Source organism: Streptomyces sp. NPDC002773 (assembly GCF_040295605.1).
In the GTDB taxonomy this organism is placed as follows: Bacteria; Actinomycetota; Actinomycetes; order Streptomycetales; family Streptomycetaceae; genus Streptomyces.
The window spans coordinates 222,479-237,283 of sequence record NZ_JBEOVO010000005.1; the positions used below are offsets into that span (position 1 = coordinate 222,479).

Below are 14,805 nucleotides of genomic sequence, written 5' to 3' on the forward strand. Positions count from 1 at the left end.
CCATGACGACTACCACCAAGACCGCCGGCGCGACCGCCGCGCCGACCGCGGGCGAGACCGTCCTCGACGCACGCGGGGTCACCATGCGCTTCGGCGGCCTCACCGCCGTCCGCGACGTGAACCTGACCGTCAACAGCGGCGAGATCGTCGGACTCATCGGCCCCAACGGCGCCGGCAAGACCACCTTCTTCAACTGCCTCACCGGCCTCTACGTCCCCACCGAGGGTGAGGTCCGGTACAAGGGCACGGTCCTGCCGCCCACGTCCTACAAGGTCACCGACGCCGGCATCGCCCGCACCTTCCAGAACATCCGCCTCTTCCACAACATGACCGTCCTGGAGAACGTCCTCGTCGGACGCCACACCCGGATGAAGCAGGGCCTCTGGTCCGCACTGCTCCGCCTCCCCGGCTTCAAGAAGGCCGAGGCGGAAGCCACGACGCGGGCGATGGAGCTCCTGGAGTTCATCGGCCTCCAGGACAAGGCGCAGCACCTCGCCAAGAACCTCCCGTACGGAGAGCAGCGCAAGCTGGAGATCGCCCGCGCCCTCGCGAGCGACCCCGGCCTCATCCTGCTCGACGAGCCCACCGCCGGCATGAACCCGCAGGAGACGCGGGCGGCGGAGGAGCTCATCTTCGCCATCCGGGACATGGGCATCGCCGTCCTCGTCATCGAGCACGACATGCGGTTCATCTTCAACCTCTGCGACCGGGTCGCCGTGCTCGTCCAGGGCCAGAAGCTGATCGAGGGCGACAGCCAGACCGTCCAGAGCGACGAGCGGGTCATCGCCGCGTACCTGGGCGAACCCGTCGAGGCGGACCCGGCCCCGGCCCCCGCCGCCGCTGCCGCTGCCGCCGCTCCGGCCGCGGAGGACACCCCGGAGACCGACGAGGCCCCGGACGCCGACGAGGCGGACGGGACCCCCGAGGCCCCGGCTTCCGACGAGGCGGACGAGGCCCCCGAGGCCCCGGCTTCCGACGACGCCTCGGAGGACACCCCGCACGACCCTGCTTCGGGCAAGGAGAACGACGCATGACCGCACTGCTCGAAGTCGAGGACCTGCGCGTCGCCTACGGAAAGATCGAGGCCGTCAAGGGCATCTCCTTCTCCGTCGAAGCCGGTGAGGTCGTCACCCTCATCGGCACCAACGGCGCCGGCAAGACCACCACCCTGCGGACCCTCTCCGGGCTCCTCAAGCCGGTCGGCGGCCAGATCAAGTTCGAGGGCAAGTCCCTCCGCAAGATCCCCGCCCACAAGATCGTCTCGCTTGGCCTCGCCCACTCCCCCGAGGGCCGGCACATCTTCCCCCGGATGACCATCGAGGAGAACCTCCTCCTCGGCGCCTTCCTCCGCAAGGACCCCGCGGGCATCGCCAAGGACGTCCAGCGCGCCTACGACCTCTTCCCCATCCTGGGCGAGCGTCGCAGGCAGGCGGCCGGCACGCTCTCCGGTGGTGAGCAGCAGATGCTCGCCATGGGCAGGGCGCTGATGTCCCAGCCGAAGCTGCTCATGCTCGACGAGCCCTCCATGGGCCTCTCCCCGATCATGATGCAGAAGATCATGGCGACGATCGCCGAGCTGAAGGCCCAGGGCACCACCATCCTGCTCGTCGAGCAGAACGCCCAGGCCGCGCTCGCCCTGGCGGACCACGGTCACGTCATGGAGATCGGCAAGGTCGTCCTGTCCGGCACCGGGCAGAACCTGCTCCACGACGAGTCCGTCCGCAAGGCGTACCTCGGCGAGGACTGACCCGCCCCCAGACAGAAGGCCCGCCCCACAGCGACGTGGGGCGGGCCTTCTTCGGTACGGGGGCGGGCGGGGCTACTGCCCCTTGGCCGCCTTCTTCTCCTCGGCGTCCTCGATGACGGCCTCGGCGACCTGCTGCATCGACATGCGGCGGTCCATCGACGTCTTCTGGATCCAGCGGAACGCGGCCGGCTCCGTCAGCCCGTACTGCGTCTGCAGGATCGACTTCGCGCGGTCCACCAGCTTGCGGGTCTCCAGACGGAGGGAGAGGTCGGCGACCTCCTTCTCCAAGGCGCGCAGCTCGGCGAACCGGGACACGGCCATCTCGATGGCCGGCACCACGTCGCTCTTGCTGAACGGCTTCACCAGGTACGCCATGGCGCCGGCGTCCCGGGCCCGCTCGACGAGCTCGCGCTGCGAGAAGGCGGTGAGCATGAGGACCGGGGCGATGGACTCACCAGCGATCTTCTCGGCGGCCGAGATGCCGTCCAGGACGGGCATCTTCACGTCGAGGATGACGAGGTCGGGCCGGTGCTCACGGGCGAGCTCGACGGCCGTGGCCCCGTCACCGGCCTCGCCGACGACCGTGTAGCCCTCTTCCTCCAGCATCTCTTTGAGGTCGAGGCGGATGAGGGCCTCGTCCTCGGCGATGACGACACGGGTCGTCAGCGGCGGGACGTGCGACGCCTCGGCGTCGTCGGCGGGCTGGGGCGACTCGGGGGCGGTCACTCGGGCTCCTCGTTCGATGGCCTCGTTCCGAGGCGGATACAGCTCCCCATGAGCCTACCTACCTCCTGTAAGGTAGGGACACGGCGGGTGATCACCCACCTTCGTTTCGAAGGATGCCCCGGTAGCCCAGCGGTAGAGGCAGTGGTCTCAAACACCATCCAGCGTGGGTTCGAATCCCACCCGGGGCACTTTACCTTTGATTCCAAGGTTTGAGACGAATGGTCCGTTCCGCTGGAACGCCGCCGGACGGCTCCCCTCCCGCCCAGCTCCACCTAGTTCAGGGCCTCTCCGATGTGATGCACCCGGACCAGGTTCGTCGAGCCCGCGACTCCCGGCGGGGAGCCCGCCGTGATCACCACGATGTCGCCCGGCCGGCAGCGGCCGATCCTCAGCAGCTCCTCGTCCACCTGCGCCACCATCGCGTCCGTCGAGTCCACGTGCGGGCCGAGGAACGTCTCCACACCCCAGGTGAGGTTGAGTTGGGAGCGGGTGGCCGGGTCCGGGGTGAAGGCCAGGAGGGGGATCGGGGAGCGGTAGCGGGAGAGGCGCTTGACCGTGTCGCCGGACTGGGTGAAGGCGACGAGGAACTTGGCGCCGAGGAAGTCGCCCATCTCGGCGGCGGCTCGGGCCACGGCGCCGCCCTGGGTGCGGGGCTTGTTGCGTTCGGTGAGGGGCGGGAGGCCCTTGGCGAGGACGTCTTCCTCCGCGGCCTCGACGATGCGGCTCATGGTGCGGACGGTCTCGATGGGGTAGCGGCCGACGCTGGTCTCGCCGGAGAGCATGACGGCGTCGGTGCCGTCGATGACGGCGTTCGCGACGTCGCTGGCCTCGGCGCGGGTGGGGCGGGAGTTGTCGATCATCGAGTCGAGCATCTGGGTGGCGACGATGACCGGCTTGGCGTTGCGCTTGGCGAGTTTGACCGCGCGCTTCTGGACGATCGGGACCTGTTCGAGGGGCATCTCGACGCCGAGGTCGCCGCGAGCGACCATGATGCCGTCGAAGGCGGCGACGATCTCGTCGATGTTGTCGACGGCCTGCGGCTTCTCAATCTTGGCGATGACGGGGAGCCGGCGCCCTTCTTCGTCCATGATCCGGTGGACGTCCACGATGTCGTGGGCGCTGCGGACGAAGGAAAGGGCGATGACGTCGGCGCCGGTGCGGAGTGCCCAGCGGAGGTCTTCGATGTCCTTGTCGGAGAGGGCGGGGACGGAGACGGCGACGCCGGGGAGGTTGAGGCCCTTGTGGTCGGAGACCATGCCGCCCTCGATGACGAGGGTGTTGACGCGGGGTCCTTCGACGGAGGTGACTTCCAGGGTGACGCGGCCGTCGTCGACGAGGATGCGTTCGCCGGTGGTGACGTCGGCGGCGAGGCCGGCGTAGGTCGTGCCGCAGCCGTGGCGGTCGCCTTCCATCGGTTCGACGGTGATGGCGAACTCGTCGCCGCGTTCAAGGAGTACCGGGCCTTCGCGGAAGCGGCCGAGGCGGATCTTCGGGCCTTGAAGGTCGGCGAGGACTCCGACGCTGCGGCCGGTCTCGTCGGAGGCTTTGCGTACGTGTCGGTAGCGCTCCTCGTGCTCGGCGTAGGTGCCGTGGCTGAGGTTGAAGCGGGCCACGTCCATTCCGGCCTCGATCAACGCCTTGATCTGGTCGTATGTGTCGGTGGCGGGCCCAAGGGTGCAAACGATTTTCGCTCGGCGCATGGATCGAGCCTAGGGCTTACCCACCAGTAGCGAGTTGGTGGGACATGACTACTCAACAACCTTTCCGTGAAAGGCTGTTGACAAGTCTTGAATCTGTGCGCGGGGGTGCTCCGATGAGCGATTTTCGCGCCGCGGAGCCACCCGTCTCAGAGTGCGGGCGGCCGCATCGTGAAGCGCGCGACGACCTCGGCCGTGACCGTCTGCCGCTGCGGTTCGAGGTCGAGCGGGGGCGTCTCGCCGACGCCTTCGGCCGCGAAGGCGACGGGCGCCCCTGCGAAGTCCCGGGGCATCGGGATTCCGGGTCGGGCGAGGCCCGCGTCCGAGAGTTCGAGGAGGGAGGCGAGGGAGGTGCCGAGGGCTTCGGCGTAGGCGCGCGCCCGTGCGACCGCTTCCGTCACGGCGAGCCGGCGTGCTTCCGCGTAGGCCGGGGAGTCGGGGCGCAGTGCCCACCACGGTCCGTCGACGCTGGTGAGTTCCAGGTCGGCGAGTCGGGTCACCAGTTCGCCGAGGACGGTGAAGTCGGTCAGTTCGGCGGTGACGCGGACGCGGCCCCGGTAGGCCTGGACGCGTTCGCCCCGGCCGCGTCGGCCGAGTTCGGGGGCGATCGAGAAGCTGCCGGTCTCCAGTGTGCTGACGGCGTCCCCTTGCGCCTTGAGCAGGTCGAGCACCTGGGCGTTGCGCCGGGTGAGGTCGGCGAGCGCCGCCGTCCGGTCGGTTCCCCGGGCCGTGACGGTCACGCCGATCCGGGCGAGTTCCGGGTCGACGTCGAGGCGGCCTTCGCCACGGACCGTCACCTGCGGCGCCTCGGGGGTGGCGTGGGCGTGTTCCTGTGTCACGGTCCTGTCTCCTCCGCGTGGGACGACTGCGTCTGCGAACACTTTCCCACTCCGTAACCCGGAAGGGCTGTTGCCCACGGGGAGGCCTGGGCCAGAATCTACGCGCGTCGTGCGCCAGTGGGCCGACGCCGAACGAACCAAGGAGAGCACATGCCGTTGAACCGCCGGACGTTCCTGGAGAGCTCCGTCGCCGTCGGGGCCGGAGCCGCCCTCACCGCCGGGGTCGCCGCTCCCGCCGAGGCACACGAGCGCCGTCCCAAGCCGGCCCGGCGGTACTCCTTCACCGTGATGGGCACCACCGACCTGCACGGGAACGTCTTCAACTGGGACTACTTCACGGACAAGGAGTTCGACGACAAGGCGCACAACGACGTCGGTCTCGCGAAGATCTCCACCCTGGTCGACCAGGTCCGCGCGGCGAAGGGCCGCCGCAACACCCTGCTCATCGACGCGGGCGACACCATCCAGGGCACCCAGCTGTCGTACTACTACGCCAAGGTCGACCCGATCACGAAGGCCGGCGGTCCGGTCCACCCGATGGCGCAGGCGATGAACGCCATCGGGTACGACGCCGCCGCGCTCGGCAACCACGAGTTCAACTACGGCATCCCAGTGCTGCGGAAGTTCGAGGAGCAGTGCGACTTCCCGCTGCTCGGTGCCAACGCGCTCGACGCGAAGACGCTGCGCCCGGCCTTCCCGCCGTACAGCATGCACCGGATGCGTACCCCGCACGGCAGGGACGTCAAGGTCGCGATACTCGGCCTGACCAACCCCGGCATCGCGATCTGGGACAAGGCGAACGTCAGCGGGAAGATGGTCTTCCCGGGTCTCGAGGAGCAGGCGGCGAAGTGGGTGCCGAAGCTGCGCTCGATGGGCGCGGACGTGGTGGTCGTCTCGGCGCATTCCGGTTCGAGCGGCACGTCCTCGTACGGTGACCAGCTTCCCCACATCGAGAACGCGGCCGGGCTCGTCGCCGAGCAAGTGCCGGGCATCGACGCGATCCTCGTGGGTCACGCGCACACCGAGATCCCGGAGTACCGGGTGAAGAACAAGGAGACCGGCAAGGACGTCGTCCTGTCCGAGCCGCTGAAGTGGGGCCAGCGGCTCACCCTCTTCGATTTCGACCTGGTGTGGGAGAAGGGCCGCTGGGTCGTCGAGAAGGTCGGCGCGCAGGTCCTGAACTCGAACACGGTGGCGGAGGACCCGGAGATCACGGGGCTGCTCGCGGACGAGCACACCAAGGTCGTCGCGTACGTCAACCAGGTCATCGGTACGTCGACCGTCGCGATGACCACGGCGGACGCGCCGTGGAAGGACGAGCCGATCATCGACCTGATCAACGTCGTGCAGGCGGAGACGGTGAAGGCGGCGCTGGCGGGTGGCGCGTACGGGGGCCTGCCGGTGCTCTCGCAGGCCTCCTGTTTCTCGCGTACGGCCCGGATCCCGGCCGGCCGGATCACCATCAAGGACGCGGCGGGCCTGTACCCCTTCGAGAACACCATGGAGGCCCGCCTGATGACGGGCGCCCAGCTGAAGGAGTACCTGGAGTACTCGGCGCGGTACTACGTCCAGACGCCGGCGGGTGCGCCGGTGGACCCCGCGAAGCTGACCAACGCGGGCGGTATCCCGGACTACAACTACGACGCCGTGTCGGGTCTCACGTACGAGATCGACATCGCCAAGCCGGCCGGTGCGCGGATCGTGGACCTGGCGTTCGGGGGCGTGCCGCTCGACCCGGCGGCGAAGTTCGTCCTGGCGGTGAACAACTACCGGGCGAGCGGCGGTGGCGCGTTCCCGCATGTGGCGAACGCCCCGCAGTTGTGGGCCAACTCGGACGAGATCCGTAACACGATCATCCAGTGGGTGCAGGCGAAGGGGACGGTCGACCCGGGTCTGTTCGCGTCCGTGGACTGGAAGCTGACCCGGGACGGCGTGCCGGTGTTCTAGTCCGTCCGGTCGTCATTGCTGTACGAGAGGCGTCAGCTTCTGGCCCTGGGCCGGGATGCTCGGCGCCTCTCGTGTCTCGAGGCCGAAGCTGGTGAAGGCGGTGCGGCGGGGCAGGGGGTACGGCTCCTTGCCGGTGATCGAGTTGAGGATGGTCGCGCTGCGCCAGGCGGCGAGTCCGAGGTCGGGGGCGCCGACGCCGTGGGTGTGCTTCTCGGCGTTCTGGACGTGGACGGCGCCGGTGACGGACGGGTCGAGGACGAGGCGGTACCGCTCGTCGATCCGGGCGCGGCCGGCGGAGTCGTGGCGGAGGTACGGGTCGAGGCCGGCGAGCATGCGGTCGACCGGGCGTTCGCGGTAGCCGGTGGCGAGGACGACGGCGTCGGTGGTGAGGCGGGAGCGGGTGCCCTGCTGGAGGTGTTCCAGGTGCAGTTCGACCTGGGTGGTGGCGACGCGGCCCGCGGTGCGGACGCGGACGCCGGGGGTGAGGACGGCGTCGGGCCAGCCGCCGTGCAGGGTGCGGCGGTAGAGCTCGTCGTGGATGGCGGCGATGGTGTCGGCGTCGATGCCCTTGTGGAGTTGCCACTGGCGGGGGACGAGGTCGCCGCGTACGGGCTCGGAGAGGGCGTGGAAGTAGCGGGTGTAGTCGGGGGTGAAGTGTTCGAGGCCCAGTTTGGAGTACTCCATGGGGGCGAAGGCCTCGGTGCGGGCGAGCCAGTGGATCTTCTCGGCTCCGGCGGGGCGGGCTCTGAGGAGGTCGAGGAAGATCTCGGCGCCGGACTGGCCGGAGCCGATGACGGTGACGTGTCCGGCGGCGAGGAGGGTCTCGCGGTGGGCGAGGTAGTCGGCGGAGTGGAAGACGGGGACGCCGGGGGCGTCGGCGAGCGGCTTGAGCGGCTCGGGGACATAGGGCTCGGTGCCGACGCCGAGGACGACGTTGCGGGTGTACGCGCGGCCGAGGGCCTCGGCCTCGCCGTCCGGGTCGAGCTGGGTGAAGTCGACTTCGAAGAGGCGCCGTTCGGGGTTCCAGCGGACGGAGTCGACCTGGTGGCCGAAGTGGAGTCCGGGGAGCCGCTCGCTGACCCAGCGGCAGTAGGCGTCGTACTCGGCGCGCTGGATGTGGAACTTCTCGGCGAAGTAGAAGGGGAAGAGGCGCTCGCGGCTCTTCAGGTAGTTGAGGAAGGTCCAGGGGCTGGCGGGGTCGGCGAGGGTCACCAGGTCGGCGAGGAAGGGGACCTGGAGGGTGGCGCCGTCGATGAGGAGGCCGGGGTGCCAGTGGAAGGCGGGGCGCTGCTCGTAGAAGGTGGCGGCGATGCCGCCGGGGACGCCCTGGGCGAGGGCGGCGAGGGAGAGGTTGAAGGGGCCGATGCCGACGCCCACCAGGTCGTGGGGCCGGTCGAGGTCGTCCTTGGGGGTGCTGCCGGTCATCGGTGCGTGCTGCCTTCCACGAGGGTGAGGATCTGGGCCAGGTCCGCGGGGGTGGTGTGGGGGTTGAGCAGGGTGGCCTTGAGCCAGAGGCGGCCGTCGGCCTCGGCGCGGCCGAGGACGGCGCGGCCCTCGGTGAGGAGGGTGCGGCGGATGTCGGCGACGGCCTGGTCGTCGGCGCCGGTGGGGCGGAAGAGGACGGTGGTGAGGGTGGGGCGGGCGCGGAGGTCGAGTCCCGGTGTCTTCTCGACCAGGTCGGCGAGGTTCTGGGCGAGGTCCATGCAGGTGTCGACGAGGGCGCCGAGGCCGGTGCGGCCGAGGGCGCGGAGGGTGACGGCCGTCTTGAGGACGTCGGGGCGGCGGGTGGTGCGCAGGGAGCGGCCGAGGAGGTCGGGGAGGCCGGCTTCGGTGTCGTCGTCGGCGTTGAGGTAGTCGGCGGTGTGGGCGAGGGCGGCGAGGTCGGTGGTGTCGCGTACGGCGAGGAGTCCGGCGGCGGCGGGCTGCCAGCCCAGTTTGTGCAGGTCGACCGTGACGGTACGGGCGCGGTCGAGGCCGTCGAGGAGGGGGCGGTGGGTGCGGCTGAGGAGGACGGGGCCGCCGTAGGCGGCGTCGACGTGGAGTTCGGCGGTGCCGTGGGCGGCGCAGGTGTCGGCGAGTGCGGGGAGTGGGTCGATCAGGCCTTCGTCGGTGGTGCCGGCGGTGGCGGCGACGAGGACGGGGCCTTGCGTGCGGGCCAGGGTCTCGGCGAGGGCGGCGGGGTCGATCGTGCCGTTCGGGGTGGGGACGGTGATCGGTTCGGGGAGGCCGAGGAGCCAGGCGGCGCGGTGGAGGGAGTGGTGGGCGTTGGCGCCGACGACGGTACGGAGGGACGTGCCGTGGCGTTCTCGCGCGAGGAGCAGGGCGAGCTGGTTGGACTCGGTGCCGCCGGTGGTGACGAGGGCGTCGGGGGTCGCCGCGTCGGGGAAGACCTCGGCGGCGAGGGCCGCCGTCACCTCGGCTTCGAGGGCGGAGGCGGCGGGTGCCTGGTCCCAGGAGTCCATGGACGGGTTGAGCGCGGAGGCGGCGAGGTCGGCGGCGGCGGCGAGCGCGAGGGGCGGGGTGTGGAGGTGGGCGGCGCAGAGGGGGTGGGCGGGGTCGGCGGCGCCGGCGGCGAGGGCGCGGACGAGGGTACGGAGGGCCTCGTCCGGGCCCGTGCCGCGGTCCGGCAGGGCCTCGCCCAGTGCCTCGCGGAGGCGGCGCGTCACGGCTTCCGGCCCGCCGGCGGGGAGGGGGCCGCCCCTGGCCTGCGCTCCTTCGCGGAGGGCGTCGAGGGCGGTGCCGAGGTAGCGGCTGAGGGGGGTGGGGTCGGCGGCGAGGGGTGGGGGTGCGGCACGCATGGACGACAGGGTGCCGGGCCGTGGTGGGGGCTGTCCGGGGAGTGGGGGGTTGTGACCCGAACGAGGGAACGGCGCCCCGGTGTCGGGGCGCCGTCCGGTGGGTCAGGAGGTGCGGACCGCGAGGGCGCGGCGGAGGTCGTCCAGTTGGTCGACCAGCTTGCGGCGGAGCGCCGGGATGAGGGTGTCGTCGTCGAGGTGGCGTTCGCCCAGGGACAGGGACTCCGGGTCGATGGCGTACGCGGGGAAGGCGTAGCGGCCCGCGGCCTCGGCCATGGCGGGGCCCCTGCGGGCGCCGAGGGCGGTCGCGGCCTCGTAGAAGCGGGGTACGTACTCGCGTACGAGGTCGGCCTGCTCGGGCTGCCAGAAGCCCTGGGCGGTGGCGGTGAAGAGGTAGTTGGAGAGGGCGTCGGAGTCGAAGAGGGCGGCCCAGGCTTCGGCTTTCGCGTCGGGGGTGGGGAGGGAGGCCCGGCAGCGGGCGGCGCCCTCCTGGCCGGTGGCGCTGGGGTCGCGTTCGAGTTCGGCGGCGATCACGGTCTCGTCGGTGGCGCCGAGGACGGCGAGGCGGGCCAGGATGCGCCAGCGCAGTTCGGGGTCGAGTTCGGGGCCGCCGTGGACGGTGCCGTCGTCGAGCCAGGAGGCGATCTTGGCGGGGGTGGTGGCGCTGTCGATGAAGGCGCGGACGGCGGTGAGGCGCAGTCCGGGAGCTTCGCCGTCCTCGGTGTGGCGGATCAGGTCGCGGGCGATCTCGCTGATCTTGGCGAGGGCGGCGGGGCGTTCGTCGTCGGCGACGTAGCGGTCGGCGATCTGGGTGCGGGCGAAGCCGAGGACGCCCTGGACGATGGCGAGTTCGGTCTCTTCGGTGAGGTGGGCGAGGGCGATCTCCAGGTAGGCGCCGGGTTCGAGGTCGCCGTCGCGGACCATGTCGCGGAGCGCGTTCCAGATGACGGCGCGGGTCAGCGGGTCGAGGATGCGGGAGAGGCCGCGGAGGGCGGTTTCCTCCGACTCCTCGTCGAAGCGGAGCTTGGTGTAGGTGAGGTCCTGGTCGTTGAGGACGACGAGGGCGGGGCGGCGGCCGGCGCGCGGGGCGGCCGCCCCTTCCTGGGGTACGTCGAGTTCGAAGCGCTCTCGCAGGACGAGGCGGCGGGCGTCGACCAGGTCGTGGTCGTAGGCGCCGACGGAGACGCGGTGGGGGCGGCTGCCGTCCTGGGCGACGGTCAGGTGCCATTGTCCGTCGGCCTCCTCGACGACGGGCGTCAGGGTGTCGACGCCCGTCGTCCGCAGCCACTGCTCGGCCCAGCCGTGGACGTCGCGGTCGGTGGCGGCGGCCAGGTTGTCGATGAAGTCGGCGAGGGTGGCGTTGCCGAACCGGTGGCGCTTGAAGTGGATGTTGATGCCGGCGAGGAAGTCCTTCTCGCCGAGCCAGGTGACGAGCTGGCGGAGGGCGGAGGCGCCCTTTGCGTAGGAGATGCCGTCGAAGTTGAGGAGCGCGGAGGCGGTGTCGGGGACGGCTTCCGGGTCGGGGGCGACGGGGTGGGTGGACGGCCGCTGGTCGGCCTCGTACCCCCAGGCCTTCCTGGCGACGCCGAAGTCGACCCAGGTGTCGGGGAAGAGGTCGCCGCAGGCCTCGTTGACGGTCTGGTAGCCCATGTACTCGGCGAAGGACTCGTTCAGCCAGATGTCGTCCCACCAGCGGAGGGTGACGAGGTCGCCGAACCACATGTGGGCCATCTCGTGGGCGATGACCATGGCGCGGGTCTGGCGTTCGGTGACGGTGACGGCGGAGCGGAAGACGAACTCGTCGCGGAAGGTGACGAGGCCGGGGTTCTCCATGGCGCCCGCGTTGAACTCGGGGACGAAGGCCTGGTCGTAGGAGTCGAAGGGGTACGGCTCCTCGAACTTCTCGTGGTACCGGTCGTAGCAGGCCTTGGTGACGGCGAGGATCTCGTCGGCGTCGGCGTCGAGGTGGGGGGCGAGGGAGCGGCGGCAGTGGATGCCGAAGGGCAGCCCGGCGTGCTCGGTGCGGACAGTGTGCCAGGGTCCGGCGGCGACGCAGACGAAGTAGGTGGAGAGCAGCGGGGTGGGGGTGGCCTTCCAGCTGCCGTCGGGCTGCTGCTCGGTGATGCTGTTGGAGAGGACGGTCCAGCCGTCGGGGGCGGTGGCGGTCAGTTCGAAGACGGCCTTCAGGTCGGGCTGGTCGAAGGCGGCGAAGACGCGCTGGACGTCCTCCATGAAGAGCTGGGTGTAGACGTACGACTCGCCGTCGGTGGGGTCCGTGAACCGGTGCATGCCCTCGCCGGTGCGGGAGTAGCGCATGGTGGTGGCGACGCGCAGCTCGTGCTCGCCCTCGGTGAGGCTCAGCGGGAGCCTGTTGCCGGTGAGGGAGGCCGGGTCGAGGGGCTCTCCGTCGAGGGTGGCGGAGTGCAGGGTGACGGGCTTGAGCTCGACGAAGGTGTCCCCGGTGGCGCGGGCGGTGAACCGGATGGTGCTGGTGGTCTCGAAGGTCTCTGCGCCGGTGGTGAGGTCGATGTCCACCAGGTAGCGGTGGACGTCGAGCAGCTGGGCACGGGTCTGCGCTTCGTCGCGCGTCAGTACGGACATGCGCCCTATGCTGCCCGATGGCCTTCTGCGGCGGTATGGGGGTGTGGAAAGAGGCAATTGCGCCTTTCCGCAGCTCGTGGCTATGCCACGCCGGTGCCGTTCAGGTGGGCGAAGGCCGCAGTGATGCGGGGGCGGTCGTAACCGTCGGGTCCTGCGGCGCCGCTGGAGAGCAGGGTGTGGAGCAGGATCCGGGCCTTGGCGGGGTCGAGGGGGCCGGCCGGGATCAGTCCGTGGTGCAGCAGGTCGTACTCGGAGCCGGGGCTGCGGTACGTGTCGGTGAGGGTCGTGCCGCCGCCCGTACGGGAGGCCAGGACGACCGGGATGCGGCGGGCGAGTTCGGCGAGCGGGTCGACGAGCCACGCGGGCGCGTGCCCGGCGCCGAAGGCGGCGACGACGAGGCCCTGGAAGCGGTCGTCGACGGCGTCGAGGAGTTCGCCGCGGTCGCCCAGGGAGAGGGTCACGAGCGCGACCCGGACGTCGGGGTCGAGCTTCAGCGGGCAGAGCGCGGCGGGGACGGCGGGGCGGAGCAGGATGCGGGGTTCGCCCTCGACGACGCTGCCGATCGGCCCCGCGCCGGGTGAGGCGAAGGTGGCGACGGAGGTGGTGTGGGTCTTGCGGGCGAGGCGGGCGGTGTGGATCTCGTCGGCGGCGACGACGAGGACGCCGAGGTCGCGGCAGGCCGGGGAGGCGGCGACGGCGAGTGCGGCGGCGAGGTTGGCGGGGCCGTCGGCGCCCGGCAGGTCGGGGCGGCGCATGGCGCCGGTGACGGCGATCGGCTGCTCGGTGGTGCAGAGCAGGTCGAGGAGGAAGGCGGTCTCCTCCAGGGTGTCGGTGCCCTGGACGACGACCACGCCGGAGCCGGCGGCGACGGTGGCGCGGACCTCGGCGGCGAGGGCGGCGAGGTCCGCGTGGGTGAGGGTGGAGCTGGGGATGCGGCGGAAGTCGTTCAGGACCACGTCATGGTCTCCGCCGAGCTCGGCGAGGACCTCCTGGCCGCTCATGCGGGCCGCGTCACCGCCTCGCGCGGAGATGGTCCCGCCGAGGGTGAAGACCGTGACGCGGGCCATCAGCGTGCTCCGTCCGCAATCGTCTCGTGGTGGCGGATGACCTCGGCGATGATGAAGTTCAGGAGTTTCTCCGCGAAGGCCGGGTCCAGTTTCGCGCTCTCGGCGAGTTCCCGCAGCCGGGCGATCTGGCGTGACTCGCGGGCGGGGTCGGCGGGCGGCAGCTGGTGCCGGGCTTTGAGGACACCGACCTGCTGGGTGCACTTGAAGCGCTCGGCGAGCATGTGCACGACCGCCGCGTCGATGTTGTCGATGCTTTCGCGCAGCCGGGTCAGTTCGGCCCGTACGGACTCGTCGATGGCGTGGGGATCGGTGGGGTCACTCATGATCTGCGAGCTTAGACGGATCTGGGGAGGATCGTGGGCGGGTGTTCGGGATCCGGAACGCGGTCGCTCCAGCCGCCGTGCACGGTCCGTCCCTGCTGCTCGCGGAAGCGGATGGGGGCGGTGCCGACGCGGCGGGTGAAGAGCCGGGAGAAGTAGGCCGGGTCGTCGTAGCCGACGCGGCGGGCGACGGCGGCGACGGGCAGTTCGGTGGCGGCGAGGAGTTCCTTGGCGCGGCCGAGGCGGACGGTGAGCAGGTAGTCCTTGGGGCTGCAGCCGGCGGCGCGGCGGACGGCGGTGCGCAGTTCGGCGGCGGTCATGCCGTGCCGGGCGGCGTGGTCGGCGACGGTGAGGGGCTGGAAGGCGTCGCGGGCGAGGGCGGCGAGGACGGGGTCGCCGTCGGCGTTGGTGTCGGCGCGGGCGCGGCGCAGCGCGACGAGGAGTTCGTGGACGGCGGCGCCGGTCTCGACTTCCAGGAGGGGGTTGCCGGGGCGGGCGGCGCGGGCGATCCGGCTGATGGCGGCGCGGGCGGGGGCGGCGTCGGAGAGGGGGACGACGGGCCGGTCGGGTTCGATGTAGCCGAGTTCGGTGTAGGTGGTGGTGGCGGGTCCGGCGAAGTCGACGAAGGCCTCGTCCCAGCCGGTGCCGGGGTCGGCGCCGTAGTGGTGGGGGACGCCGGGGGTCAGCCAAAGCAGGGCGGGTGCGGTGACGGTGCCGCGGCGGCCGTCGGCGGCCCGGTACCAGCCGCTGCCGGCGGAGACGACGACGGCGACGTGGTGGTCGAGGGTGCGAGGGCCGACGATGGGCAGGGTGCCGTGCTGGAGTCCGACGCCGAGGCAGACGAGGCCGAGGCGGTGGTGGACGGGGCTGGGCGTGAAGTAGCGCATCCAGGTGTGGTACATGCGGTGAGCCCCTCTGTGCCGAGCCGTGCGGTGCCGAGCCGTGCGGTGCCGAGTCGTGCGGTGCGAGTCGTGCCGAGCCGTGCGGTGCTGCCGTCCGGTCCGTAACGTCCAAACTGCGACGATCTTTGTCCATGGACCGGTCCGCCGCCAGGGGGTGAGGGTGA

At 71.2% G+C, this 14,805-nt stretch carries 12 protein-coding genes and 1 tRNA gene; 4 read left to right on the forward strand and 9 right to left on the reverse strand.

All coding sequences use genetic code 11. The features are described 5' to 3' along the window. Positions 1–2 precede the first annotated feature (2 nt). Together ABT034_RS09480 and ABT034_RS09485 are read left to right on the forward strand one after the other, a co-directional pair. Positions 3–1,034, forward strand: coding sequence for an ABC transporter ATP-binding protein (locus ABT034_RS09480; protein WP_351213045.1), 1,032 nt, complete (start codon positions 3–5; stop codon positions 1,032–1,034). Next, positions 1,031–1,747, forward strand: coding sequence for an ABC transporter ATP-binding protein (locus ABT034_RS09485; RefSeq protein WP_351213047.1), 717 nt, complete (start codon positions 1,031–1,033; stop codon positions 1,745–1,747). The genes ABT034_RS09480 and ABT034_RS09485 overlap by 4 nt, the downstream gene beginning before the upstream one ends. Before the next feature lie 72 nt (positions 1,748–1,819). Here ABT034_RS09485 and ABT034_RS09490 read toward each other — a convergent pair whose 3' ends face one another. Then, the gene (locus ABT034_RS09490) at positions 1,820–2,473 is read right to left on the reverse strand and encodes an ANTAR domain-containing response regulator (protein WP_073806675.1); all 654 of its coding nucleotides are present in this window, start codon (positions 2,471–2,473) and stop codon (positions 1,820–1,822) included. 115 nt (positions 2,474–2,588) lie between these two features. On the opposite strand from ABT034_RS09490, the gene ABT034_RS09495 reads away from it, so the two are divergent. Continuing rightward, positions 2,589–2,661, forward strand: a tRNA-Leu gene (locus ABT034_RS09495). Between the two features lie 84 nt (positions 2,662–2,745). On the opposite strand, the gene pyk is transcribed toward ABT034_RS09495, so the two are convergent. Together pyk and ABT034_RS09505 are read right to left on the reverse strand one after the other, a co-directional pair. Beyond that, entirely contained in the window at positions 2,746–4,173 is a 1,428-nt protein-coding gene (gene pyk, locus ABT034_RS09500; RefSeq protein ID WP_351213049.1) for a pyruvate kinase, read from the reverse strand. Between the two features lie 146 nt (positions 4,174–4,319). Next, positions 4,320–5,009, reverse strand: coding sequence for an SIMPL domain-containing protein (locus ABT034_RS09505; RefSeq protein ID WP_351213050.1), 690 nt, complete (start codon positions 5,007–5,009; stop codon positions 4,320–4,322). Positions 5,010–5,159: 150 nt separating this feature from the next. Between ABT034_RS09505 and ABT034_RS09510 the strand changes: the two genes are divergently transcribed. Further along, entirely contained in the window at positions 5,160–6,956 is a 1,797-nt protein-coding gene (locus ABT034_RS09510; protein ID WP_351213052.1) for a 5'-nucleotidase C-terminal domain-containing protein, read from the forward strand. Between the two features lie 12 nt (positions 6,957–6,968). Here the strand turns inward: ABT034_RS09510 and ABT034_RS09515 are convergent, their stop codons facing one another. The 6 genes from ABT034_RS09515 to ABT034_RS09540 form a co-directional block, all read right to left on the reverse strand. Continuing rightward, on the reverse strand, positions 6,969–8,381 hold the full coding sequence (locus ABT034_RS09515) for a lysine N(6)-hydroxylase/L-ornithine N(5)-oxygenase family protein (RefSeq protein WP_351213054.1): 1,413 nt from the start codon (positions 8,379–8,381) through the stop codon (positions 6,969–6,971). Beyond that, positions 8,378–9,754, reverse strand: coding sequence for a pyridoxal phosphate-dependent decarboxylase family protein (locus tag ABT034_RS09520; protein WP_351213056.1), 1,377 nt, complete (start codon positions 9,752–9,754; stop codon positions 8,378–8,380). The genes ABT034_RS09515 and ABT034_RS09520 overlap by 4 nt, the downstream gene beginning before the upstream one ends. Before the next feature lie 102 nt (positions 9,755–9,856). After that, positions 9,857–12,352: an aminopeptidase N gene (pepN, locus tag ABT034_RS09525; RefSeq protein ID WP_351213058.1), complete on the reverse strand. Its 2,496-nt coding sequence runs from the start codon at positions 12,350–12,352 to the stop codon at positions 9,857–9,859. Between the two features lie 80 nt (positions 12,353–12,432). Further along, positions 12,433–13,419: an asparaginase gene (locus tag ABT034_RS09530; protein ID WP_351213060.1), complete on the reverse strand. Its 987-nt coding sequence runs from the start codon at positions 13,417–13,419 to the stop codon at positions 12,433–12,435. Further along, positions 13,419–13,742 (reverse strand): chorismate mutase, encoded by a 324-nt coding sequence (locus ABT034_RS09535; RefSeq protein ID WP_351213062.1) that lies wholly within the window; start codon positions 13,740–13,742, stop codon positions 13,419–13,421. Before ABT034_RS09535 ends, ABT034_RS09530 begins: the two co-directional genes overlap by 1 nt. Positions 13,743–13,753: 11 nt before the next feature. Beyond that, positions 13,754–14,641, reverse strand: coding sequence for a helix-turn-helix transcriptional regulator (locus ABT034_RS09540; protein WP_351213064.1), 888 nt, complete (start codon positions 14,639–14,641; stop codon positions 13,754–13,756). Positions 14,642–14,805: the final 164 nt, after the last annotated feature.

Bases quoted from the DNA above. Each gene is read 5' to 3' on its own strand.
- ABT034_RS09530 (WP_351213060.1), bottom strand. From the start codon at position 13,419: ATGGCCCGCGTCACGGTCTTCACCCTCGGCGGGACCATCTCCGCGCGA.
- pepN (WP_351213058.1), bottom strand. From the start codon at position 12,352: ATGTCCGTACTGACGCGCGACGAAGCGCAGACCCGTGCCCAGCTGCTC.
- ABT034_RS09535 (WP_351213062.1), bottom strand. From the start codon at position 13,742: ATGAGTGACCCCACCGATCCCCACGCCATCGACGAGTCCGTACGGGCC.
- pyk (WP_351213049.1), bottom strand. From the start codon at position 4,173: ATGCGCCGAGCGAAAATCGTTTGCACCCTTGGGCCCGCCACCGACACA.
- ABT034_RS09510 (WP_351213052.1), top strand. From the start codon at position 5,160: ATGCCGTTGAACCGCCGGACGTTCCTGGAGAGCTCCGTCGCCGTCGGG.
- ABT034_RS09540 (WP_351213064.1), bottom strand. From the start codon at position 14,641: ATGTACCACACCTGGATGCGCTACTTCACGCCCAGCCCCGTCCACCAC.
- ABT034_RS09480 (WP_351213045.1), top strand. From the start codon at position 3: ATGACGACTACCACCAAGACCGCCGGCGCGACCGCCGCGCCGACCGCG.
- ABT034_RS09515 (WP_351213054.1), bottom strand. From the start codon at position 8,381: ATGACCGGCAGCACCCCCAAGGACGACCTCGACCGGCCCCACGACCTG.
- ABT034_RS09520 (WP_351213056.1), bottom strand. From the start codon at position 9,754: ATGCGTGCCGCACCCCCACCCCTCGCCGCCGACCCCACCCCCCTCAGC.
- ABT034_RS09485 (WP_351213047.1), top strand. From the start codon at position 1,031: ATGACCGCACTGCTCGAAGTCGAGGACCTGCGCGTCGCCTACGGAAAG.